General features: G+C 60.8%; 22 protein-coding genes. 3 read left to right on the forward strand and 19 right to left on the reverse strand.

The window, feature by feature from the left end; all coding sequences use genetic code 11:
• Positions 1-50 precede the first annotated feature (50 nt).
• The 9 genes from AB4N82_RS09095 to AB4N82_RS09135 form a co-directional block, all read right to left on the reverse strand.
• Positions 51-1,493, reverse strand: coding sequence for an efflux transporter outer membrane subunit (locus tag AB4N82_RS09095; protein ID WP_122753755.1), 1,443 nt, complete (start codon positions 1,491-1,493; stop codon positions 51-53).
• Positions 1,490-2,380, reverse strand: coding sequence for an efflux RND transporter periplasmic adaptor subunit (locus tag AB4N82_RS09100; protein ID WP_095186330.1), 891 nt, complete (start codon positions 2,378-2,380; stop codon positions 1,490-1,492). Before AB4N82_RS09100 ends, AB4N82_RS09095 begins: the two co-directional genes overlap by 4 nt.
• The gene (locus AB4N82_RS09105; RefSeq protein WP_003187469.1) at positions 2,377-2,586 is read right to left on the reverse strand and encodes a DUF1656 domain-containing protein; all 210 of its coding nucleotides are present in this window, start codon (positions 2,584-2,586) and stop codon (positions 2,377-2,379) included. The genes AB4N82_RS09100 and AB4N82_RS09105 overlap by 4 nt, the downstream gene beginning before the upstream one ends.
• A complete protein-coding gene (locus tag AB4N82_RS09110) occupies positions 2,583-4,661 on the reverse strand; it encodes an FUSC family protein (RefSeq protein WP_032884832.1) in 2,079 nt (692 codons plus the stop codon). The genes AB4N82_RS09105 and AB4N82_RS09110 overlap by 4 nt, the downstream gene beginning before the upstream one ends.
• Positions 4,658-5,068: a MarR family winged helix-turn-helix transcriptional regulator gene (locus AB4N82_RS09115; RefSeq protein ID WP_032884831.1), complete on the reverse strand. Its 411-nt coding sequence runs from the start codon at positions 5,066-5,068 to the stop codon at positions 4,658-4,660. Before AB4N82_RS09115 ends, AB4N82_RS09110 begins: the two co-directional genes overlap by 4 nt.
• Positions 5,069-5,259: 191 nt before the next feature.
• Positions 5,260-5,676, reverse strand: a complete 417-nt coding sequence (locus tag AB4N82_RS09120; protein WP_122764467.1) for a hypothetical protein — start codon at positions 5,674-5,676, stop codon at positions 5,260-5,262.
• Positions 5,673-6,326, reverse strand: a complete 654-nt coding sequence (locus tag AB4N82_RS09125; protein ID WP_050442798.1) for a hypothetical protein — start codon at positions 6,324-6,326, stop codon at positions 5,673-5,675. The genes AB4N82_RS09120 and AB4N82_RS09125 overlap by 4 nt, the downstream gene beginning before the upstream one ends.
• A gap of 93 nt (positions 6,327-6,419) precedes the next feature.
• Positions 6,420-6,662, reverse strand: a complete 243-nt coding sequence (locus AB4N82_RS09130; protein ID WP_032884828.1) for a DUF2789 domain-containing protein — start codon at positions 6,660-6,662, stop codon at positions 6,420-6,422.
• Positions 6,663-6,695: 33 nt separating this feature from the next.
• Positions 6,696-8,282, reverse strand: a complete 1,587-nt coding sequence (locus tag AB4N82_RS09135) for a glycosyltransferase family 39 protein (protein WP_122764519.1) — start codon at positions 8,280-8,282, stop codon at positions 6,696-6,698.
• A gap of 180 nt (positions 8,283-8,462) precedes the next feature.
• Between AB4N82_RS09135 and AB4N82_RS09140 the strand changes: the two genes are divergently transcribed.
• Together AB4N82_RS09140 and AB4N82_RS09145 are read left to right on the forward strand one after the other, a co-directional pair.
• Positions 8,463-10,622: an outer membrane assembly lipoprotein YfiO gene (locus AB4N82_RS09140; protein WP_122764466.1), complete on the forward strand. Its 2,160-nt coding sequence runs from the start codon at positions 8,463-8,465 to the stop codon at positions 10,620-10,622.
• Positions 10,619-11,323: a DUF3142 domain-containing protein gene (locus AB4N82_RS09145; RefSeq protein WP_122764465.1), complete on the forward strand. Its 705-nt coding sequence runs from the start codon at positions 10,619-10,621 to the stop codon at positions 11,321-11,323. Before AB4N82_RS09140 ends, AB4N82_RS09145 begins: the two co-directional genes overlap by 4 nt.
• 86 nt (positions 11,324-11,409) lie before the next feature.
• On the opposite strand, the gene AB4N82_RS09150 is transcribed toward AB4N82_RS09145, so the two are convergent.
• The 10 genes from AB4N82_RS09150 to AB4N82_RS09195 form a co-directional block, all read right to left on the reverse strand.
• Complete coding sequence (locus AB4N82_RS09150; protein ID WP_122753757.1) at positions 11,410-11,976, reverse strand: hypothetical protein; 567 nt, start codon at positions 11,974-11,976, stop codon at positions 11,410-11,412.
• A 103-nt stretch (positions 11,977-12,079) separates the two neighbouring features.
• Positions 12,080-13,525: an efflux transporter outer membrane subunit gene (locus tag AB4N82_RS09155; protein WP_122764463.1), complete on the reverse strand. Its 1,446-nt coding sequence runs from the start codon at positions 13,523-13,525 to the stop codon at positions 12,080-12,082.
• Positions 13,522-14,580: an HlyD family secretion protein gene (locus tag AB4N82_RS09160; RefSeq protein ID WP_122753758.1), complete on the reverse strand. Its 1,059-nt coding sequence runs from the start codon at positions 14,578-14,580 to the stop codon at positions 13,522-13,524. The genes AB4N82_RS09155 and AB4N82_RS09160 overlap by 4 nt, the downstream gene beginning before the upstream one ends.
• Positions 14,581-14,595: 15 nt before the next feature.
• Positions 14,596-16,131, reverse strand: a complete 1,536-nt coding sequence (locus AB4N82_RS09165; protein WP_122764462.1) for an MFS transporter — start codon at positions 16,129-16,131, stop codon at positions 14,596-14,598.
• Between the two features lie 233 nt (positions 16,132-16,364).
• A complete protein-coding gene (locus tag AB4N82_RS09170) occupies positions 16,365-17,285 on the reverse strand; it encodes a LysR family transcriptional regulator (RefSeq protein WP_032884818.1) in 921 nt (306 codons plus the stop codon).
• A 52-nt stretch (positions 17,286-17,337) separates the two neighbouring features.
• Positions 17,338-17,964, reverse strand: a complete 627-nt coding sequence (locus tag AB4N82_RS09175; protein ID WP_099602097.1) for an energy transducer TonB — start codon at positions 17,962-17,964, stop codon at positions 17,338-17,340.
• A gap of 99 nt (positions 17,965-18,063) precedes the next feature.
• On the reverse strand, positions 18,064-18,912 hold the full coding sequence (locus AB4N82_RS09180; protein WP_122764461.1) for an ABC transporter permease: 849 nt from the start codon (positions 18,910-18,912) through the stop codon (positions 18,064-18,066).
• An 11-nt stretch (positions 18,913-18,923) separates the two neighbouring features.
• Complete coding sequence (locus tag AB4N82_RS09185; RefSeq protein WP_032884813.1) at positions 18,924-19,775, reverse strand: ABC transporter ATP-binding protein; 852 nt, start codon at positions 19,773-19,775, stop codon at positions 18,924-18,926.
• A 1-nt stretch (position 19,776) separates the two neighbouring features.
• Entirely contained in the window at positions 19,777-20,802 is a 1,026-nt protein-coding gene (locus tag AB4N82_RS09190; RefSeq protein WP_122764460.1) for an ABC transporter substrate-binding protein, read from the reverse strand.
• 14 nt (positions 20,803-20,816) lie between these two features.
• On the reverse strand, positions 20,817-21,710 hold the full coding sequence (locus AB4N82_RS09195; RefSeq protein WP_032884809.1) for a TauD/TfdA dioxygenase family protein: 894 nt from the start codon (positions 21,708-21,710) through the stop codon (positions 20,817-20,819).
• Positions 21,711-21,976: 266 nt separating this feature from the next.
• On the opposite strand from AB4N82_RS09195, the gene AB4N82_RS09200 reads away from it, so the two are divergent.
• The gene (locus AB4N82_RS09200) at positions 21,977-22,684 is read left to right on the forward strand and encodes a GntR family transcriptional regulator (protein ID WP_032884807.1); all 708 of its coding nucleotides are present in this window, start codon (positions 21,977-21,979) and stop codon (positions 22,682-22,684) included.
• Positions 22,685-22,761 lie beyond the last annotated feature (77 nt).

The following is a 22,761-nucleotide window of genomic DNA, read 5'->3' on the forward strand; positions in this document are numbered from 1 at the left end:
TGTCAGGTAGGCCATCACGGCGGCCCACCTGACAAAGCATAGCTACCCGCTCAGGGTTTGCCGGGCTGTGACGCTTGCGTTCGTCCGCTTTCCCAACCGCCGCCCAGGGCCAGGAACAGATCGATCTGGCTCATGGCGACCTGGGTATTCGCCGCCGCCAATTGCGCACGCACATCGGTGTAAGTGCGGGTGGCTTGCAGGTCGGCCAGGAACGACGCGCGGCCGGCCTGGAAGAAGCGATGGGTCTGCCCCGCCGCTTCCTTGGCCGACTCGCCGGCTTCGGCCAACGCATCACGGCGTTGCAGTTGCGCGGTGTATTGCGCCAGACCGGTCTGGGTTTCGCGAATGGCGTTGAGCACCACCCCATCGAAATGCGCCAGGGCGCCCTGGGTGGCAGCTTCGGCTTCGTGGACGCGGGCCCGGGCGCCGTTGGTCGGCACGGTCCAGCTGATCATCGGGCCAAAACCCCAGCGGTTGGTCGCAGGCGTGCCGAGGTTGTCGAGCAAGCCGACGGTGCCTACGGTGGCGCCGATGGCGATGTCTGGGTACAGAGCGCCGGTGGCCACGCCGATACGTGCGGTGGCAGCGGCCAATTGGCGTTCGGCCTGGCGCACATCGGGACGCCGCTTGAGCAGCGCCGCGCCGTCACCCACTGGCAACAACTGGGCAATGTGCGGCAGCTCGGCGCAGTTGCCGGTGCCCGCCGGCAGTTGGTCCAACGGCTTGGCCAGCAGCATCGACAGGCGGAACAGCCCGGCCTGGCGCGCAGCTTCGTAGCGCGGCATGTCGGCGCGAAGGGATTTGTACTGGGTTTGCGAGCGGGTGACCTGGGTTTCATCGCCACGGCCGGCGTCACGCAGGCGTTGGGTCAGCTTGGTGCTCTGGGCTTGCAAGTCCAGGGACTCGTTGGCAATCGCCAGCTCTTCGTTGGCCGCACACACCTGGGTGTAGGAACGCACCACATCGGCCACTAGGGTGATGCGCGCGATATCGGCAGCGGCCTGAGCGGCATCGGCGCTGGCCTGGGCGCTTTCGATGCCCCGTTGCAAGGTGCCGAACAGATCGAATTGATACGAGGTGGTAATGCCGACGCTGCCGATGTTACCCACCGGCACTTTGTCGGCCAGCAAAAATGCTTCGCCGGACTCCTGCAGGCGCTGCGCCTCAGCCTTGGCGCCGAGGCTCCAGCCGCCGGCGGATTCAGCCTGTTGGGTCTGGAACCTCGCGCGCTGCAAATTGGCAGCGGCCACGCGCAAGTCGGTGTTGGACGCCATGGCCTGGCGCACCAGCTCATCCAGGCGCGGGTCTTTGTACAGTTTCCACCAGTCGGTCGGCACCGGTGCTGACACCACGTTGGCGCCCTCGCCCGCGAGTTGCCCTTGCAGGTCGCCACGGTTGACCGCGGCCTTGTCCGGCAACTGGTAGTCCGGGCCTACCACTTGGCAGGCCGACAGCAGCAAACCCAACGCGGCGGTTGCCAACAGTTGCTTCATGGCGTGGCTCCGTCATTGGGCTTGTCGCCAATGATCGAAACCGTGGCCGTACGCCCGGCGATCATGCGGAAGTCCGCCGGCACGTCGTCAAAGGCGATGCGTACCGGAATCCGCTGGGCCAGGCGCACCCAGCTAAACGCCGGGTTGACGTTGGGCAATAGGTTGGAGCCGCTGCTGCGGTCGCGATCTTCGATACCGGCGACGATGCTCTGCACGTGGCCGCGCAAGCGAGCGTTATCACCGATCACGCGGATATCCACCGCCATGCCGACGTGGATACCGTCGAGTTTGGTCTCCTCGAAATAGCCATCGATATGGAAGGAATTGCTGTCCACCACTGACAGTACCGGCCGGCCGGCGGTGACGAATTCCTGGTTACGCGGCGCCCGGTCGTTGACGTAGCCGTCCACCGGGCTGCGGATTACTGAGCGATCCAGGTTCAGTTGGGCCGAATCCACCGTCACTTGTGCTTCAGCCAGGGCCGACTGGGCACGGGCCACGCGGGACTGGCTTTCTTCCAGTTGCTCGCTGGGCACCAGGTTGCCGAGGCCACGGTTACGCTTGTACTCGCGCTGGGCCTGGGCCAGGGTTTCCTGGCGGTCGGCCACGGCGGCCTGGGCTTGGCGCAGGGCCAGCTTGAAGCGGTCCTGGTCGACGGCAAACAGCACTTGGCCCTTGGTCACCAACTGGTTGTCGCGCACGTCCACGCGCTGGATCAGCCCGGACACGTCCGGGGCGATCTGCACGATGTCGGCACGGATGTGCCCGTCGCGGGTCCAGGGCGCAAACATGTAGTACATGACCATGCGCCACACAACGACGACCGCGAAGCTCACGATCAGCAGCGTCAGGACTACACGGCCGATGGTCAAAAAAGGTTTTTTCATGTCATCAGGTATCGACTGAGTGAGTCCACCGCGCCCAGCAACAGCGCGTAGAGCCCCACATTGAACAATGCCCGGTGCCAGACCAGGCGATAGAAGTGCATGCGCGTCAACAGCCCGTGCACCACCAGAAACAACACGTACGTAATGCCCATCAGCACCAGTAGCGTGGGCAGGAACACCCCGCTGATATCCAGATCACCGATCATAAAGGCGCTCCATCAGGCAGCGGCGCCTCCATCTCGGTGCCGCCAATAAATTCGACGCCAGGCAACAACGCCAGGCGCAGGCCGGCCAGGGCGTGCAACAGGTGCAGGCGAGTATCGTCCTCGTCTTGCAGACCCTGGCCGTTGAGGGCGCGGCGCGTGCGGTCGAGGGTCATCAGCAGACCGCTGGGCGCGGGCAAGCGTTCACCCGCCTTGAGGCAGGCCTTGAAGTAAGCGCCCACCCCTTCGACGACCTGGTTGAGCAACACCCGTGGCACTCCAAGGATGCGCGGCGAGTACGCCAGCAGGTCGAGCAGGTTCAGCGCCACGCGCAAATCGCGCAGGGCGATGCCGGTGTCCTGGCCGGTGAGTGCCAGGCGCGGCAGGTGCTGCATGAGGCGATCGAGCATCTGCACGGCGAGGTGTCGGTGTTCGGCCAGGGTTGCGGGCTCGGTGAGGCCGACGATGTCACGCCAGCTGAAACGGGTCAGGCGCTTGGCGGCGAATTCGGCGCCGAAAGGCCGCGCGACCAATGTCCACACAAACGCAAACAGCAGGCCCACGGGCCCGGCGAGGTTGACGTTGGCGAAGTTGAGAAAGTCCGCGTCGTAGGCACCCTGGATGCTGATGAACGACGAGGTGTTCACCAACGTCAGCAACATGCCCAGGTAGAAGCGCGGCTGCACAGTAAGTGTACCGATGCAGATAAACGGCACCGCAAACGCCAGCACCAGCATCGGGAAATCGTGCAGGTTGGGCAGCACCAGAAACAGATACAGGCTGGCGAACAGCACCGACATGGCAGTCCAGAAAAAGAACCGGTAGATCTGTGGCGCCGGATCGTCCATCGAGGCGAAGAAGCTGCACGCCACGGCGGCCAGAATCACCGCGCTGCCGCCGTCGGTCCAGCCCAGCAGGATCCACAGCACCGAGGCGACGATGATCGCGGTGACGGTAGAAAACGCCGAATAGAACATCAGACCACGGTCAAGGAATGGCGTGAGCCGACCCAGGCGCCAGTGACGATACACGGCGCGCCAGCTGTCCTGGCTTTCACACTGGATGGCCGCTTGCAGGCTGCGGCAGTCTTGCCACAGGTCGATCCATTCGCCCAGGCGATACAGCGCGTTGGAAAACAGCAGGGTGTGGCGGTCGTCCAGCGCCTCGCCTTGGGGTTGCAGGGCGTCGACCTGGTCACGCAGGGCGCGCCAGCTTTCCAACGGTGCACTTTGTTGAGTGTTTTCCAGCCATTGGCTTGTGGCTTCCAGAATCGGCTGGATGCGGTCGAGAAATTCCGGCGCCCGATGTTCGATGGCGTAGAGCGCATCGTCGAGGGCATCCACCACCGGCAGCAGGTGGATCATGCGCCCACGCAGTTCCTTGGTGTTACGCACCGTTTGCGGCCGCGCGCCTTCGTGAGGCAACTGGCCGATCATCAATTCGAGGGTGTTGAAGGTGGCGACCATGCCGCTGCGCAAAGTGCTGACTTCTTCACGCTGCACATTGCGCGTCAGAAAGCGTTGGCTGTAGACCTGAGCATCGGCAAACCACTTGGCCACCGAGCCATCGAACACGGGCATCAGGCGGCGCGGCCAGAACATCGCCCCCACTACGGCGGCGACCGCTATGCCGAGGAAGATTTCTTCGGTTCGCGCCTCGGCCACATCCCATACCGCCAACGGGTTATCCACCACCGGCAGGGCGATCAGCGGCAAGGTGTAGCCAGCGAGCATCAAGGCATAGTTGTTGGCGGTGCGCAGGTGCATCGAGAGGAACAGCAAAGTGCCCGTCCACAGTGCGATCACCACCACCAAAATGTACGGCGACTGCACGAACATCGGCACAAAAAACACCGCCGCCGCCGCGCCCATCAAGGTGCCGATGGCGCGGTACAGGGCCTTGGAACTGGTGGGGCCAACAAACGGGCTGGAGACGATGTAGACCGTGGCCATCGCCCAGTACGGACGCGGCATTTGCATCAGCATGGCGATATAGAGCGCGATCATCGACGCGGCGAAAGTACGCACGCCGTAGAACCAGTCGCGGGCCGGCGGAAAACCGGTAAAGAATCCGTTCAAAGCGTCGCTGCCTCAAAGGCCCGCAGCACACGCAGCGCGGCTTCCATATCGGTGGAGTCGATGTCCGCCAGCACTTCACGGCGCAGGCGCACCAATTGGACTTCCACCGCTTGCACCAGCTCACGGCCACGCTCGGTAAGGCTCAAGGCCTTGGCGCGACGGTCGTGGACATCTTCGGTGCGGCATACGTAGCCGTCACTGCACAGGCGATCGAGCAGGCGCACCAGGGATGGGCTCTCCATACCGGACGCCTGGGCTACTTTGACCTGGTGCACACCGTCGCCCAAGCGGCCGATCATCAACAGCGGCACGGCGCAGGCTTCGGAGATGCCATAGCTCACCAGCGTGGTCTGGCAGATTTTGCGCCAATTACGGGCGCCCACCACCATGCTGCTGCTGAGGTTCATCTGGAGTTGTTCGAGGGATTGAGGCACTGGATAGTTCGCATACAGTTAGTTTGCTAACTATCAATATGGTGGAAGGAGGAGGATGCGTCAAGTTTTGAAACAATTTTGCGGATGGGTGGAAGGGTATGGGATGAGTAAAGCGAATTTTTGGCTGACCATCCGCACGAACGCGATATCTGCCACACCGCCCTTCAAGATTTTTTGCCCCATCGCCAGACACTCCAGACCTTCACTCCTTCGGAAACGACCACTAACACGGCCATCAACACCAGGTTGTAATCACGAAAAAGTTGAGCGCCTACAAGCAACAGCGAAACGGAAGGCACAATGAAAGCCAATCGGAAGGGAGTTTGGACGTAGACAACCCACTTAACGCTCTCACGGCCAAGAAAAAACAGTACGCAGGAGATGACAATGGAAACTTGCAACAGCATGGCAAAAACGAACATGTAGAACTGCACCGCACTGTGCTCACGCAGCAGCCATGACGCATTCTCAATATCGCTTAAATAAGGAATCCTTCCTCCCATTACACTGGTGACTGCATATCGAATCAAAAGAAAAGCATCCATGGCTCCCCAAAACCAAAAAACATGCTTGCGCATCATGTTTCTTCTTCCTTGTATTCATAGGCCACATCTGGCGTGACAGGCTGCCAATACCACGACTTACCACCGACCTGCCAGTTGTCGTCTCCCTCCAAATAACGTTGTTTTATATGCCGTAGTTCTCCATATCTACGTTCAACTGATTGGTGGCCAAGCTGATCATCCCCACTGTCAAGCCTTACCCATCGCTGGGTCATAACTCGTGTGGTGTTTGCGAGATCTTTCCCATCCGATAAAAATACCCGCCCTTCATCACCTGCGGAAATTAAGCGATTGGCGGTGAGGATAGCGGTATTTTTGATGCCGTCGTAATCGACGCTTACCTTCTCCCACTTACCGGGCCCGACATACAGTCGACGCCCCATTAAGTGTCCGTACTTGACGCGACACTCCCTGCTTAAAGGGAGAAAAGGACGGTCCATCACAAATAACCAATCACCGGCGGCCAGCTTCTCCAAAACGCGCCGTTGGTCTTTTTCTGCGGAGCAGCAGGCAGAAGAGATATTGCACTGCCTAAGCAATTCGCTCAGTCCAGGCAACGTATAAGGAACGCGAAAAAATTCCCTGATACTTATTCGCGCAAAATAGGGACTTTCGATTTTTCCGAGATCATATTTCTCAATTTCGTCGTGAGGGATCAGACGTTTCATATAGCGTCCAGAGGAGAGAGTCAGCGCCTATTAGTAACGGGGCGCTCCCTCTGGCCACTATCGTCCACTTCCGCTTAGTCGATAGGATTCTTCCTAGCCTCGCCCACCCCTCAACATCAAGTTCAACTCATCCACCACTTCAGCCCAATCCGCATCCTCCAAAATCTCCTCACGCAAAAACGCCCGTTGACTGCCCGTCCAGAAAAACGCGTCCGCCAGATGCAGCTCAGACTTGAGTGGCGAGTGAACGGACACAAACTTTTCGATGCTCACCGGGTCATCCGGCAGGCCCAGCTGTTTGAACAATGACGACAAGCTATGCACAGGCGATTCCATGATGAGCTCCTGATAAAGGCGGTTGAAACGAGTCTAGCGGCAGCCCTCGGGTTGCGCCGATGGCGCGTTGCACAGCACGAACAACCGCGCCCTGGCGCCACCACCGTCCTGGCGGCTGAGTTCGCGCCAGCCCGCAGGCAGTGGGGCGAAATCGTCCGGGGCTTCGTTGCTGCTGATCAGCCACACCCGACGGGTGCCTTCGGGCAATGCAGACAAGTGGTCGAGGTATATACGGCCACCGTCCTGGTCCACCAGGGTGCCGAAGCCGTAGGCGTTGGGGCGGGTCGGCGTGCCATCGGGTTTTGGCGGGGTGTAGAGCTGCAACTGGGCATCGGTCTGGTCGTAATACACGTAGCTGAGGTACCACATCATGTCGCTGAGCACGATGCGGTCGTCTTCCTGGTAGTTACGGTTGACGAATTCCACGGGCACGTTGAACTGGTCGTGTTCATCCACAGCGAAGTTGTTCTTCAGCCCCACCAGCTCCACGCCCACAAACAGTACAAACACCGCCGCACCCAGCCACGACAAACGGTCGATGGCCAGCGCCAGCAGGATCGGCAAAGCCAGGGCGTACACCGTGAGATACCGCTCGATAAACACCGGTGAAATAAACGACACGGCGTAGACCAGCAGCAGCGGCAGCAGAAAGAACAACGCCAGCAGGCTCGCCGGTCGATAACGCTCGCGGTCGCGCCAGGCGGTCACCACGACGACCGCGACCAGCAGCAACGGAAACAGCCAGAACAGCGGCGGCCAGAAACCAACACCTTCATCCTGCAGCACGAACTGCCAGATCATCGACGGCAGGGACAGCAGGTTGACCGGTTCTTCCCAGCCAATGTCACCGCCCACTTTGAGCTGGTCGACGTGTTGCACCAGGTCCAGCAAGTTCGGCAACCAGGGCAGGTACAGCAACACAATCACGACATTGGCGCCCCACCACGCCGGGCGCTTGATCAAACGCTGACCGGGGGCGGCACTCAACAGTCCCAGGTACGCCCAATGCACCAGCACGCATAGCGCCGTGAAGTAGTGGGTATAAAACCCGGCACTCATCAGCAGTACATACACCGCCATGTATCGCGTGCGCTCAGGTTGGCGCACCCAGTACACCAACGCCAGCGTGGCACCCAGCAGCCACACACCGAGCAGTGAATACATGCGCACTTCCTGGCTGTAGCGCACGGCGGTCGGCAGTAGCGCCAGCAGCACGCCCGCCAGCACTGCAGCGCGACGGGTGGACAGTTGCCGCGTCAGCCAGATGCCCAGCCCCACCGCAATGACACCGGGAATGGCGCTCATGCCGCGAATTGACCAGATGCTGTCGCCAAACAGCTCGATCCAGCCGCGCAGCAGGAAGAAATACAGCGGCGGGTGCACATCATGCGCGGCGTGAAACCACAAGTCGCCAAGGGCGTACTCGCTGAGCAGCAGGCTGGAACCTTCATCTCCCCAGATCGCCGCCGACGTGAGGTGATAAAACCGCAGGGCCATGGCCAACGCCAGGATCGGCACCCACCAAAGACGGCTCAGCCAAGCAGCCCCCTCCCACGTGAGACGGTTGATTGCGGGCAACGCCCCGACCTTTTCATTTTGCTCTACCACAGACCGACGCACCCCGATTCCCCTGCCACTGCCTTGATTGCTCATGTGCAAACTCCCGCCACTCTAGGACAAAAGCCCCTGAGTCGCTGCTGGAATCGGACAAATCGGCAATTTGTGTAGGGCTTCAACGAAGCACGCGTCGGATCAGGCTATGATTGCCTCCCTCCAAGGACTCAGGATCAAGGACACGTCATGCGCATCGGTTTTCTGTCACCCCTGGCATTGGCCCTGCTGGCCAGTGTTTCCCTGCCGGCCCAGGCCAGTTCAGACGATTCGTGCTACCCGGACTGGCGGGTGTCACGTGACAGCCTCGATCCCTGCAACAACCTACCGTTTCTGAGCCCTGGCAATGACAGCCGGGCCAACCTGCGCCTATTGCTGGCCGACAAAAAGAACGCGGCGCTGACGCCCAACGCGCTGAGTGAAGATGATCTGTCCCAGGGCTTTGGCCCGGTGCCGTTTCCGGTGTATCGCCTGATACCCGCCTCAAGCGCAGAGACGCAGCCCGACTCGGACCAATCGCCCACCGCCGAGCTGGACACCTTGTTGACCGGTCTGGGGATCAAGCGCGAAGAGTACAAGACCGCTGGCGAAGCCTTCGTCGACGGCGAAGGCAGCCGCTGCCGCAGCAATGACGATGACAGCGCCACCGCGTTTATCAGCCAGGTCATCAACGCCGACATGCCGAGTACCGAGCGCACGACGCTGGTGAAGGCTCGCCTGCAATTGCTCACCACCTGCGACTGGGATGGCCAGGTGGTGACCGATCCTATCGAGTCCGCCCACGGCCTGCTCTTTCGCACCTACCTGCAAGCCGCCGCTGACTTCTACAGCGGCCGCTTCAGTGACGCCGAACGCGGATTCGCCGCCGCTAACCTGTCGACGATCCCTTGGCTGAAGGAGACCGCGCTGTACATGACCGCGCGCAACTCACTCAACCAGGCCCAAGCTGAGGCCTTCGATGAGTACGGCATGCCGCAGCTTGAGCATGTGGATAAGTCTGCACTGGGCCAGGCGGAAGCTGGGTTTCTGGGCTACCTGAACACTTATCCACAAGGTGTCTACGCGACGTCCGCCCACGGCCTGCTGCGCCGCGTGCACTGGCTGGCGGACGACAACGACAAACTGGCTGAAGACTTCGCCTGGCAGTTGACCCAAGCCACCGACGCCCAGCGCAATGTGTCGGTGGACGAACTGGTGGAAGAAGCCGACCTCAAGCTGCTGATGGTCAACAGCGCCAACCTCAAAGAGCCGCTGCTGCAAACCGTCACCGATCTGATGCTGATGCGCGCCAACACCCCGCCACGCCTGACCCGCGAAGCCCTCGACCAGCAGAAAGCCACGTTTGCCAACACGCCAGCACTGTACGACTACCTGCAGGCGGCCTTTGCGCTGTACGTCGAGCATCAGCCCGACGCCGCCTTGAAGCACCTACCCCAGGATATGCCGTCGAACCTGGATTATTTCGCCTTCAGCCAACAAACGCTGCGTGCATTGGCGCTTGAAGATAAAAAGGACTGGAAAAGCGCCGAAGCACTGTGGCTGAAACTGCTCGCCCAGGCCAAGTTGCCATTGCAACGTGACCAACTGGAACTGGCCCTGGCCATGAACTACGAACGCAGCGGCCAATTAGCCAAGGTGTTTGCCAGCGACTCGCCCATCAGTGCCAAGCAGGTGCGCTACATTCTGCTGCGCAACGTCGCCGGGCCTGAGTTACTGCGCCAGCAGATCGCCCAGGCCAGCGATCCGCTGGAGCGCCAGACCGCGCAATTCGTCCTGCTTTATAAAGACCTGCTGCGCGGCCAGTACGCCACCTTCGCCGAAGATCTCAAGCAACTGCCCGCCTCGCCCACTGAGGACAAATTGGGCACCAGCCTGGGTTACGTCTACAGCGGCAACCAGACCCTGAAGTTGTTCCAGTGGAGCGGTGACAAAGCCGAATCCGGCTACGCCTGCCCGAGCATCGCGCAAACCGCAGCGGCGTTGCAGGCTGACGCGAAAAACCCGCAAGCCCTGAACTGCTTCGGCGAGTTCATCCTGCGCAACAACTTGGACGGCATGCCCCTGGAACAGGCCCGCGCCGCCGGTAGCCTGGGCAGCACCGCGTCGGACTTCAAAGGAGAAACCTTCTCGCGCCTCGACGGTTACAAGCAGGTCATCGCCAATGCCAAGGCGCCGAAGAACGACAAGGCTTACGCGCTGTTCCGCGCCATCAACTGCTACGCGCCGGCCGGCTATAACAGCTGCGGCGGCCAGGACGTGGAACCGGCGGTGCGCAAAGCCTGGTTCCGCCAACTCAAGACCGGGTTTGGCGACACCCAGTGGGGCAAATCCCTGCAGTACTACTGGTGAAAAAGCTGTGGCTGGGCTTGCTGTTGCTGGCAAGCCCGGCCTTCGCCGCCGTCGACGCTCGCGACTATGACGCCTTCTGGCTGTGGAGCGGCGTCACGCCCCAGCCGGTACTCAAACAGGCGAAAACCCTGTACATCCTCCAGGGCCAGATCAACTCAACGCGCCGCGCGCCCCAACGCGGCGTGCAATTTATCGCCCAGGGCATCAGCGTGCCGCGCATCACTCAAGGTGAAGTCTGGGTGGTCTACCGCGCCCACACGCTGCATTGGCCGGAACGGGTCTACACCCAACTGCTCGGCCAGGTGCAACGCTGGCGCGACGCGGGCAACCCGGTGGTCGGTATCCAGATCGACTTCGACGCCCGCACCCAATACCTGCACGAATACGCCGACTTCCTGCGCGACCTGCGCCACCGCCTGCCCGCCGACCTGCGCCTGAGCATCACCGGCCTGATGGACTGGAGCAGCAACGCCGACCCGGCCGCCATCGCCCAACTCAAGGGCGTGGTGGATGAGGTGGTGGTGCAAACGTATCAAGGCCGCCACAGCATCCCGGATTACGCGGCGTATTTACCGCGTATGAATCGGTTGGGGCTGGCGTTCAAGATTGGTTTGATCCAGGGCGGGGCGTGGGAGGAGCCGGAGTATTTGAAGGGGAGTGAGTGGTTTCGGGGGTATGTGGTGTTTTTGCAGAACCGCTGATGAACGCTAGAAAAACATCAACAAATACGCGTGCATTCTGCATGCACGCGGCGACTGCTGGCCCTTCGCGAGCAAGCTCACGTCTACTAAGCGGTAAGGAACGCAGACGCTATTCCCAGCGCCCACAAACTCACGCCTATGACGATCCAAATTCCGTTGGCCCATGTAAAACGGCTGTTGGCTGTGCCTTTTGGATCATCCTCAAGGTGGTTCACCGCAAGCTGAATCTGCACCATCAGGGCAACCTGAACAATGGTGAAGCAGACACCCACTTTTACTACCGTCAAAGGCGATACAAACCAGATGTAGGTATAGGGTAAAAAGGCGCAGCCTATCCAGCCCAGGGCGAAGCAACGAGGCCACCATCGATAGGACGCATCTTTCAAATCGAGCGCCCGCTTGATTTTCAGGACGAGCGAATAAGCAAAAAAAATTGAAAAAAATGCCCGAACCACAGGCAGCACTCTGGCACCGGTAGCGCTGCGATAGGCATCCCAGTGCTTATACAACCAGTAAAAGCCATAAAGGCCGTAGGACAACAGCATCATCACCAGCAGCTTGCGGTGGGCCACCACAAAAAAGGCAGCGGGCCGGGCCGCTGCGAGGGTGAGATCGGCTTGCGGCGGTGCGTAAGGGTTTTCAGCAATGGACATAGCGAGGGCTCTTTAAGGAATAGCCCGCCACAGTACTGCTCGCGTTCCCGATTTTTTGGCCCGCGCCAAAATAGAGAGCCTTCCTACTCTCGACTTCGTGAGTTCATCGGTTAACAGCTTGCAGCGGATACACCGACTCCCATCCTCCCCCCAACGCCTTGTACAACCCCACCATCGCCAACGACACGCCGGTCGAGCTTTCCACCCACTGCTCTTGCGTCGCCAGCAACGCGCTTTGCACGGTGAGGACATTGACGAAATCTGCCACACCTTCCACGTACTGATGTTGCGCGGTGGTCAGGGCGATCTGGTTCTGACGCACGGCTTCGGCCAGGCTGTCGCGGCGCAGTTGGCTGGCGTTGTAGCGGGTCAGTTGGTCGTCGATTTCATGCCAGGCGCGCAGCACGGTTTGCTGATAGGCCAGCGCCGCTTCCTGTTGCTGGGCTTCGCGCAGATTCACCATGCCTTGCAGGCGCCCGCCGTTGAACAGCGGCAGGCTGAACTGTGGACCGAAGGCAAAGGCGCGTGAGCCCCAGGAGCCGAAATCCGACAGTTGCATGGCCTGTGAACCGAGGCTGCCGGACAGGGTGATACGCGGATAGAAATCGCCCTTGGCCACGCCGATGTTGGCGGTGGCGGCATGCAAGCGAGCTTCAGCCTGGCGGATATCCGGACGGCGTTCGGCAAGCTCCGACGGTAGGCCGATAGCAACTTGGCGCTGGGTCTGCGGTACCGCGGCGTCCTTGGACAACTGCGCGTGCAGGGCTTGGGGTGGCTCGCCCATCAGCAGGCTCAGGGCGTTGATCAACTGGTCCTGGCGTTGCTGCAAATCCGGCAGGCGCGCTTCGATGGCGGCGACTTGGGCGGCGGCTTCGGCCACGTCCAGGTCGGTGGCGACGCCATCAGCCAGGCGCAGTTGCGAGAGCTTGAGGCTATGGCGTGCGACGTCGAGGTTTTGCTCGGTCACCGCGCGGGTATTTTGCACGCCGCGCAGTTGGATGTAGTCCTGGGCGGTCTCGGCCAGCACCGACAGCAGCACGGCACGACGGTCGTTTTCGGCGACTTGCAAGGTGGCATCGGCGGCTTCAGTTTCGCGTTTGACCCGGCCCCAGAAATCCAGCTCCCAGGAGGCGGAGAAACCCGAATCCCATTGGCTGAACGCCGCGCGGCCATTCTCGCCGGACGGGTCGTTCAAGCCTTTGCCACTGTTGCGTTTGCGCTGGTAAGCCCCCGTGGCATCAACCTTGGGGTAACGCTCGGCAGTGGTCACCTGGCGCACAGCGCGGCTTTGTTCCAGACGGCTGCTGGCCAGTTTCAAGTCGAGGTTATCGGTGAGGGCGCGGCGCGTCAGGGCCGAGAGTTGTGCATCGTGGAATACGTCCCACCAACGCTCCTGGAGCGGGTCGCTGACGGCGCGGCTGTCGGCTTGGCGGCCTTGGGGTGCGCTCCATTGCGTCACTTGAGCGTTCTGCGGGCGCTGAAAATCCGGGCCGACGGTGCATGCATTCAGGCTGATCAAACTGAGGGTGAGCCAGGCAACTCGTTTCATTGCTGGGCCACCTCAGGCTGACGTGCGACCGGCTGAGTGTCGACGCTGGCCTCCACCGACATGCCGACGCGCAGGCGCTCGGTCAGCGGCTGGTTGGGCTCCAGCACAATTTTGACCGGAATGCGCTGCACCACCTTGGTGAAGTTACCCGTGGCGTTGTCCGGTTTGACCGCGGCGAAGGTCACCCCAGTCGCGGGTGCGAGGCTCTCCAGATGGCCGTTGAGCAACTCGCCGTCGAGGCTGTCGACACGCACCTGAACGGCTTGGCCGGCTCGCATGTGAGAGAGTTGGGTCTCTTGAAAGTTAGCCACCACGTACGCCTGCGCCAACGGCACCACGGCGAGGATCTTGCTGCCCGGCGTCACATAGGCGCCGACCCGCACGGCGCGCTCGCCGACCATGCCATCCACCGGCGCAACGATTCGCGTGTAGGACAGCTGATAGCTGGCCATCTCCAACGCTGCCTGGGCGCGCTTGAGCCCGCCTTCGGCCGCATCGCGCTGGGCGGTGAGAATCTCCACCTGCTTACGTTCGGCCGCCAGCACCGCCGTAGCATTGGCCAGGCGTGCGGTGGCCTGGTCGATGCGGGTCTTGGCTTGCTGGGCGTTTTGCACAGTACCGGCGCCCACACCGGCGAGGTGGTTGTAGCGATTCAGTTCGTGCTCGGCGAAGGCCATTTCGGCGCGATCCGCCGCGACGGTGGCTTGGGCTTGGGCGATCACCGAGCTTTGGCGTTCCAGGGTCGCGGTGGCGTTTTTCAGCTGGGCCTGGGCAACCAATGTGTCCGCATCAGCGGCCTGGGCGGCGGCGCGAAAATCACGGTCGTCGATCAGCGCCAGTAACTGTCCGGCCTTAACTCGCTGGTTGTCCTCCACCAGCACTTCCTTGATAAAACCCGCCACGCGCGGGGCAACCAGGGTGAAGTCTGCCGCAACAAACGCGTCGTTAGTGCTCTGATGTTTGCTGCCCAGCAAGCCTGGCGCGACCAGATAGAACAGCACACCGACGGCAAATACGGTGATGACGGAGACGGCAATTTTGTCTTTGCGTTTCATGGAAAGTCCTTGTGGCTAGGTCGGTGCGCGAGGCGGGAAGATCCGCGTGGGCATCCAGAAAATCAGCAGGATCAACGCCACGGCGACACCGCCCATGACGTAATAAAGATCCGAAGAAGTGAGCACCACCGCCTGCTCGTGCAGCCGATGGGCGAGGCCCGGCGCGTCGCCGTCGGCCAGGGGCGAATTGCCCAGGCGATCCACCAACATGGTCGAGTGAAAGTGCAGGCGCTGGGTGGTCAGCGCGTCCAGCACGCCGGTGGCGACCACGGCGGCCAGGCCTTTGACGGTGTTGAACCAGGCCGAAGCGAACGGGCCGTCCTGTGGCTGAATGCTGCCGGTGGACAGCATCAACAGCGGTAACACAGCCATGGGCTGCCCAAAGATTTGCAGCACGTACAGGCCGTAAAAATCGTCGCGGATCCACGCCGAAGTGAGGCGCGCGCTGCCGATGCAGCACAGCACCAACATGCTCAAGCCGATCCCCAGCACCCAGCGGCAATCGACCCAGCGCAGGTTGCACAACGCGGCCACCAGCGGCAGCGCGATCAACTGCGGCAACGCCATCAGCAGCATCACTGGCGCGGTTTGCAGCGGTCGATAGCCTTGGACTTGGGCGAGGAAACTCGACGGGATGATGATCACTGAGGTCAGCACCATCAGCACGCCTGCCAGCACGATCAAAGCAAACGAGAGGTTACGCAGGCCGAGCATCTGCAACTTGAAAAACGGCATCGGGTGCGACCATTCATTGAGCATAAACAGCACCAGCAGCAGCGAGCCGCCACTCAGCAAAAAGGTGATCAGGCCCGACTCGAACCAGTCCAGCCGATTGCCTTGCAGGATGCCGATCACCAGCATGCAGATCGCCGGGAAGCCCAGCAGCAGGCCGCGCCAATTGAACTGCTTGAAGCGCTCCAAGCGCAGCGGGTCTTGGGGCAAGCCATAGGCCACGGCCGCCATCGCCAGCAGGCATGGCGCGACGATCTGCCAGAACGCCCACTGCCAGCCGACGTATTCGGTCCACAGCGCCGCCAATGGTGTGCCAAGGCTCGGGCCGAAGGTAGCGGTGAGCGCGTAGCCGGCCAGGCCATACAGCTTGACGTTGGCCGGCAGGAAGCGCAGCGCCACGGTCATTAGCATTGGCGGCAATGCGCCACCGGCCAAACCTTGCACGGTGCGCAGCAGCAACAGGCTTTCGTAGTTCGGCGCGAAGGGGCACAGGATCCCGAGTACGGTGAACAGGGCTATGGCGCACAGGGTGAAGCGGCGCAGGGAGAACGTCACCGAGCACCAGGGGGCAAAGGCCATGGCCGCGACCGAGGTGGCGGTGTAGGCCGCGACGAGCCAGGTGCCTTCGTCAAAACCGATGTAAAGCGCACCACGGATATCGGCGAGGGCCACCTTAGTGACCATCTCGTTGAGACCGGACACCAGCACCGCCAACAACACGCCGACCAGGCCGATGATGATGCGCGGGCCGAATACGGGTGGGGTGATGGCGGTGGGTTTGGCTGCGGCCGCGAGGGTGGGGGCAGCGAGGGAAGTCATGAACGGGTAACTCAGGATTAGAAATACCCGAGCAGTTTAATCAGGCACACACATGACAAAAAGTTACATGTTGGCAGGGTATAAGTGCGTCAGACGCAATCCTGAATCCACCACAGATCTCTCGTGGGAGGGGAATTGCCCCGATTGCCGTGTGGCAGGCTCAGATTCTCTGTCTGATCCACCGCGATCCGGGGCAAGCGCCTTCCCACATTTGCTCTGCGTACGCTTGATGTTCAGGTCGGCTGGGCTTCCAGCCACGTGGCGTGGCAGCTCTCGCGCATGGTTTCGCGCAGCCATTTGTGAGCGGGGTCTTTATCGAAGCGAGGGTGCCAGGATTGGGCCAGGACCAGGGTCGGCAAAGAGATCGGCAGCGGGAAGGCGCGCAGGGGCAGCTTCAGGCGATTAGCGCTGTAGAGCGCCTCCTTGGGCACCGGCAGGATCAAGTCGGAGTCAGGCAGCATGAACATCGCACCGTGAAACCCTGGGGCGATCATCGCCACACGGCGCTCCAAACCCTGGGCATTCAGCGCGGTATCGATCGGCCCCCGGGCGATGCCGCGTCGCGAGATGCTGATGTGGGAATAACTGGCAAAACGTGCGGCGGTGATCTCCTCGTCGAATAACGGGTGATCCTGCCGCGCCAGGCCGACGAAGGTGGTGGAGAACAGGTTCTGCACCTTGACCTCGGGGCTTGCCGGCTGGGTGTTGCTCACGCGCAAATCCAAGCGTCCTTCGCGCAACGCTTCGTCGTCGGTGTCGCCTTCTGGCACGAAACACAGCTCACACAGCGGTGCCATACGCTCCATGGTGTCGAAGAGACGACCGCCATACACGCCAATAAAAAAGTCATTAGCGCGCACGCTGAAGCGGCGGCGCAGGGTGGTCAGGTCCACTTGATCCGCCGACCGAAACAGCAGCGCCGCCTGTTCCACCACGTTGCGCACCTGACCTTGCAGTTGCAGGGCCTTGGGCGTTGGCACCAGGCCCCGACCGGCCCGCACTAGAATCGGGTCGCCCACCGCTTCGCGGATACGCGTGAGGGTACGGCTCATGGCTGCTGGACTGAGGTTCATCCGCCGGGCGGCGCCGACCACACTGCCCTCGTCGAGCAAGGCGTCGAGGGCGACCAGCAGATTCATGTCCGGTAGTTGCATGCCAAGCACTCGTGATCAGAAGGGAGTGAACTGGGCGCAATCGTAGCAGGCTTTAGAGGTAACGCTTGAGGTTGCGTGGCAGGTAGTCGGCGTAGGTTCGTTTGGGATTGGCCTGGCATTTGCGCACGATGTCCGGCAGAGCGCTTTCAAGCTCGTCGGCCTTGGACAGGCCTTCGTTGTAGTCGCTTTTACCGCTTAACGCCGGGAACATCACTGCCACACGGGTAATGGCAAAGCTCTTCATGGCGATCAGTGGCCGGGAGGGATGATCGCGCCGGAACTGGCTGACTTCCTCGTTCAACGCGCTGCAGGATTGATAGGTGGTTTGCGTAAAGGTCAGTCGCGTACTTTCTTCACTCGTCGGTACGGGCGAGAAAATCATGTCGTTCTGAGCATCGATTACCTCTGGCCGATCGGCATTCACCGTCCAGGGTTTGAAGCGCCATTTTGAGGCTGCAGCCACGGCCGCCTCACCGAACTCCGGCTTGGTGGCGCTGAGTGCTTTGACGTCACTGACGGTGCCGTCGCTGTGAATGTTCAGGCTGATGCGCGCATGCCCTTGGGTGTTAGTCAGGTTGCCAGGGTAGACCGGCTTGGGCATCGATACCGTTTCGGGTATGAACTCGGCCAACGCAGAGGTCGACAGCAACAAGGCCGCGGCCAAGACAAAAAAACGCATCGTCGTAAATCCTTTTACCAAGCCTATCCGACGCCGGAGCAGCGTCGAATTCGGCCGGCATTATCAGGTTCACGTCGGACAAAGAGCAATCATTCCTGTTTAGCGCTGCATGCCCCAACGCTTCACGGTGAGCCGCTCGAAGGTGTCAAACACGAGGTTTTCCACCAGTAGGCCGATCAGGATCACCACCGCCAACCCGGCAAACACCTTGTCGGTATATAGCTCATTGCGGTTCTGGAAGATGTACCAACCCAGCCCGCCCTTGCCGCTGGTGGCGCCGAACACCAACTCGGCGGCGATCAGCGTGCGCCAGGCAAACGCCCAGCCGATTTTCAGGCCGGCGAGGATCGACGGCAGTGCAGCCGGGATCAGGATAAACAGCACAAAGCGCATGCCCTTCAGACCATAGTTGCGACCCGCCATGCGCAGCGTCTCGGACACACCGAGGAACCCCGAATAGGTGTTGAGCGCCAGCGCCCACAACACCGAATGCACCAGCACGAAAATCAGGCTGTTCTGGCCCAGGCCAAACCACAACAGCGCCAGCGGCAGCAACGCAATGGCCGGCAGTGGATTGAACATCGAGGTCAGGGTGCTCAGCAGGTCGCGGCCCAATTGGGTCGACACAGCCAAGGTGGTCAGGGCAAAGGCGAGCACTATGCCGATCAGGTAACCCTTGATCAGCACCACCAGCGAGATACTCACCTTGCTCAGCAGTTCACCGCTGAGCAGGCCGTCGGACAGCGCATTAAAAGTCTGCAGAAAGCTCGGCAGCAGCAAGTCGTTGTTCTGATAGCGCGCCACGACTTCCCAGAGGATCGCAAGCACGATCAGGATCAGGCCCTTGCGCAGCCAGCCTTGTTGCCAAAGGCGTTGGCGCAGGGGCAACTCGCGCTCCGCGGGGACACTGAGCAGCGGTTCGAGGGTGACTTCATATTCCTGGCGCATGGGTTGCCCCCTTAGTAAGCGATGCGGATGTCGGCAAAACCCAACTCGGGCTCCGCTGCGCTGGTTTCATCGAACAACAAGCGATGAATACGCCGCGCCGACGCCTGGAAGTCCACACCGCCCAAGCTGTGCAGGTCGTATTGATGGCTGTGGATTTCTGCACGTACGCGCCCCGGATGGGGGGACAGCAACAGAATGCGATTGCCCACCACGAGTGCTTCTTCGATGGAGTGGGTGACGAACAACAAGGTGAAGCGCACCTCCTCCCAGAGCAGCAGCAATTCTTCCTGCATCTTTCGCCGGGTCAGGGCATCGAGGGCCGCGAAGGGTTCGTCCATCAGCAGTATTTTCGGCTGCATGGCCAGCGCGCGGGCGATGGCCACACGGGCTTTCATGCCGCCGGAAAGCGTGTGGGGGTAAGCGTCGGCGAAGGCACTCAGGCCCACCTTGTCCAGGTAGTGCAGCGCGCGTTCTTCGGCCTCACGGCGCTTGAGGGTCTTGGACGCCAACAGTGGGAACATCACGTTCTGTTTGACGGTTTTCCACGGTGGCAGTTGGTCGAATTCCTGGAACACCACAATGCGGTCCGGGCCGGGTTGTTCGACCTTTTGCCCCAGCAAACGAATCTCGCCTTCGCACGGTTTGATAAACCCGGCGATGGACTTGAGCAACGTGGATTTGCCGCAGCCCGAAGGGCCCAGCAGCACGTAACGGTCAGCCGGATCGATCTCGAAACTGACTTGGTGCGTGGCCCGTACCACGCGCTCGGGAGTACGGTATTCGAGGCTGACGCTATCCACCGCCAGCAACGGCTCGGCGGTGTGCAGGTTGCTGGCCGTGTGGCCTTGCAAGGGCGCGTTCATCTCAGCTTCCTTGCAGGGGCTTGGCGTCCTGGAAGAAGTAGTCCTTCCACGATTCAGGCTTGTTTTTGATGGCGCCGACGCGGTAGAGGAATTCCGCCAGCGGGTAGGTGTTTTTCGGCGTGACGCTGAACTCGAACTGCGGGTTGTCGATGATCTTTAGCAGCTCGGCGCGGTCGATCTTGGCCTTGGTCACGCGGATGTAAGTGTCGGCTGCGGCGCCCTTATCGTTCTGGGCGAATTGTGCGGCTTCGGTCAACGCGTCCACAAAGGCCTTGTAGGTTTTCGGGTTGTCGTTGCGAAATTTTTCGGTGGCGAACAACACCGTCGGTGAGTTCGGCCCCAGCAGGTCATAGGTGTTCAGCACCACATGCACATTGGGGTTGGCCAGGGCCTGGTCCTGGAATGGCGGGTTGGAAAAGTGCCCGGTCAGTTCAGTACCGCCTGCGATCAATGCGGCGGTGGCGTCAGGGTGCGGGACGGCGACGGTGTACTTGTCGAGGCGATTGAATTCCTTATCACCCCACTGCTTGGCAGCGGCGTATTGCAGGAAGCGCGACTGCACCGAAACGCTCACTGCAGGCACGGCGATACGGTCCTGGTCGGTGAAGTCGGCAATGGTCTTGACCTTGGGATTGTTGCTGACCAGGTAGTACGGGAAGTTACCCAGGGACGCTACGGCCTTGACGTTCTGCTTACCGTGGGTGCGATCCCAGATGGTCAGCAGTGGACCGACACCGGCACCGGCGATATCGATGGAGCCGGACAGCAGCGCATCGTTGACTGCCGCGCCACCGGAAAGTTGGGTCCAGTCGACCTTGATGTCGATGCCTTCCTGCTTGCCGTATTTCTCGATGAGGTTCTGGTCGCGCACCACGTTGAGCAGCAGGTAGACGATGCCGAATTGTTCGGCGATGCGGATCTCGCCTTCGGCCTGGGCCGCTGCTGGAGCGACGAGGCTGCCCGCCAACAGACTGATACCCAATCCAACTGTGGCGGCCAATCGTGCAAATGGAATGTTCTTGGACATGGTCATGCTCCGAATCAGAAAGGCGCGTCGCCCTGGATGGTGGTGCGAAACAGCTTGCGGCGCAGATGGCTCGGGCAACCGGCGGCCAAGTGGATCAGCGAACGGTTGTCCCAGAACACCAGGTCGTGAGGCTGCCATTGGTGGCGATAGATGTTGTGCGGCAGCACGCTGTGGGCGTACAGCTGAGCCAGCAGATCGCGGCTTTCGTCTTCCGGCAGGCCGACGATGCGGGTGGTGAACCCTTCACTGACGAACAACGCTTTGCGGCCGTTTTCCGGGTGGGTGCGCACAATCGGGTGTACCACTTCTGCGACTTGCGCCAACTGCTCGGGAGTAAGCGTGGGGCGCCAATTGCCTTCGAACTTGGTCTCGCTGTAGCGCGCGGTGTAGGAATGGGCGGCGCTGCGGCCTTCGACAGCTTTGCGCAGGTGCTCGGGCAGTTGGTCCCAGGCTTTGTGCATGTCGGCGAACAAAGTGTCGCCCCCTTCAGAGGGCAACTCCTGCGCATGGAGCATCGAGCCAAGGCTCGGCAGTTCTTTATAGGACAGGTCCGAATGCCAGAATTTACCCGCGTCGCCCAGGCCGATGGATTGGCCGTTTTCGATAATGTTGGAAACGATCAGGATTTCCGGGTGGTTGGCCAGCAGAAACTGTTTGAGTACGTGGATCTGCAGCACGCCAAAACGGCGACTGAAGGCAATCTGTTGTTCGGGGGTGATGCGCTGGTCGCGAAAGACCACCACATGGTGATCCAGGTGCGCGCGATGAATACGCGCGAAATCCTGGTCATTGACTGGCCGGGACAGGTCCAGACCGATAATCTCCGCACCGACGCTGCCGGGCAGCGGGCGAACCTCGAAATCCTGGGCGGAAAAGATCGCTGTTGGAACAGTAGAGGTGGCAGACATGAGTTCACTCCCGGTCAGACAGGAGAGTGACTTTATAGGTATAAGAACGGCATTTTAAATACCGTTAATGAATATCGATATGCGGGAATGTTGCAACATGGCAGCAGCGTGTAAGACCCCGGAAAGCTCGGATGTGGGCCGCCGGAGCCCCGCGTTGAAACGCTTACAAGCCGAAACCGTGGCCGTTTGACAAGCTTATTGGCAGCCACTAGTGTGCATTGGATCCAATTAGCCACCACTCTTTGAATAAGGAGGATAGCGTAGCCGTGACGCAGAAGCCGAACCCTTTGAACAGCATCAAGATCAGCGGTCCTATTCCCGCCCATCTCGCTCGCTCCGTGATTGAAGAAACATTGCGCAATGCCATCCTCGATGGCCGGTTGCCCTGCGGTACCGCCATGCGCCAGCAGGAGCTCGCCAGCCTGTTCGGGGTCAGCCGCATGCCGGTGCGTGAAGCCTTGCGCCAGTTAGAGGCGCAGTCACTGCTGCATGTGGTCACCCACAAGGGCGCCGTCGTGGCACCGTTGATCGAAGACAACTCAGCTGAGACCTATGAGCTGCGACTGTTGCTGGAGTCGGAAGCGCTACGCTTGTCGATTCCCTTGCTGACCGAAGCAGATCTGGCCGATGCAGAGAATTTCATTTGTGCCCTCGAACAGGAAAAGGACTACACCGAGATCGGTCGTCTCAACCGCCTGTTTCACATGACCCTTTACAGCAAGGCGCCTAACCAACGGCTGCTCAAATTGGTAGAGCACGGGTTAAATGAGGAAGAGCGCTTCCTGCGTTTCAACCTAGAAGCGATGGGGCTGGGTGAGACATCCCAGGAAGATCACCGTGAACTGCTAAACCTTGTGGCGCAGAGGAAAACCGACGAAAGCATCCTGACACTGCGTAATCACTTGATGCGCGGAATGGAAGTGATCACAGCCTATCTCAACAGCCCGAATACCACTGTAAAAAACACCCCATAACAAAGCGCCAGGTCTCTCGTCTTGACGCTCAAGAGCTGCGGGGCTTCCTACCTGATCAGGTAGCACACCCCGCGCCG

Source organism: Pseudomonas sp. H1_D04, from assembly GCF_054683855.1.

Bases quoted from the DNA above. Each gene is read 5' to 3' on its own strand.
- AB4N82_RS09125 (WP_050442798.1), bottom strand. From the start codon at position 6,326: ATGAAACGTCTGATCCCTCACGACGAAATTGAGAAATATGATCTCGGA.
- AB4N82_RS09195 (WP_032884809.1), bottom strand. From the start codon at position 21,710: ATGTCTGCCACCTCTACTGTTCCAACAGCGATCTTTTCCGCCCAGGAT.
- AB4N82_RS09150 (WP_122753757.1), bottom strand. From the start codon at position 11,976: ATGTCCATTGCTGAAAACCCTTACGCACCGCCGCAAGCCGATCTCACC.
- AB4N82_RS09190 (WP_122764460.1), bottom strand. From the start codon at position 20,802: ATGTCCAAGAACATTCCATTTGCACGATTGGCCGCCACAGTTGGATTG.
- AB4N82_RS09160 (WP_122753758.1), bottom strand. From the start codon at position 14,580: ATGAAACGCAAAGACAAAATTGCCGTCTCCGTCATCACCGTATTTGCC.
- AB4N82_RS09105 (WP_003187469.1), bottom strand. From the start codon at position 2,586: ATGATCGGTGATCTGGATATCAGCGGGGTGTTCCTGCCCACGCTACTG.
- AB4N82_RS09175 (WP_099602097.1), bottom strand. From the start codon at position 17,964: ATGCGTTTTTTTGTCTTGGCCGCGGCCTTGTTGCTGTCGACCTCTGCG.
- AB4N82_RS09095 (WP_122753755.1), bottom strand. From the start codon at position 1,493: ATGAAGCAACTGTTGGCAACCGCCGCGTTGGGTTTGCTGCTGTCGGCC.
- AB4N82_RS09100 (WP_095186330.1), bottom strand. From the start codon at position 2,380: ATGAAAAAACCTTTTTTGACCATCGGCCGTGTAGTCCTGACGCTGCTG.
- AB4N82_RS09140 (WP_122764466.1), top strand. From the start codon at position 8,463: ATGCGCATCGGTTTTCTGTCACCCCTGGCATTGGCCCTGCTGGCCAGT.
- AB4N82_RS09115 (WP_032884831.1), bottom strand. From the start codon at position 5,068: ATGAACCTCAGCAGCAGCATGGTGGTGGGCGCCCGTAATTGGCGCAAA.
- AB4N82_RS09120 (WP_122764467.1), bottom strand. From the start codon at position 5,676: ATGATGCGCAAGCATGTTTTTTGGTTTTGGGGAGCCATGGATGCTTTT.
- AB4N82_RS09130 (WP_032884828.1), bottom strand. From the start codon at position 6,662: ATGGAATCGCCTGTGCATAGCTTGTCGTCATTGTTCAAACAGCTGGGC.
- AB4N82_RS09165 (WP_122764462.1), bottom strand. From the start codon at position 16,131: ATGACTTCCCTCGCTGCCCCCACCCTCGCGGCCGCAGCCAAACCCACC.
- AB4N82_RS09180 (WP_122764461.1), bottom strand. From the start codon at position 18,912: ATGCGCCAGGAATATGAAGTCACCCTCGAACCGCTGCTCAGTGTCCCC.
- AB4N82_RS09185 (WP_032884813.1), bottom strand. From the start codon at position 19,775: ATGAACGCGCCCTTGCAAGGCCACACGGCCAGCAACCTGCACACCGCC.
- AB4N82_RS09155 (WP_122764463.1), bottom strand. From the start codon at position 13,525: ATGAAACGAGTTGCCTGGCTCACCCTCAGTTTGATCAGCCTGAATGCA.
- AB4N82_RS09170 (WP_032884818.1), bottom strand. From the start codon at position 17,285: ATGCAACTACCGGACATGAATCTGCTGGTCGCCCTCGACGCCTTGCTC.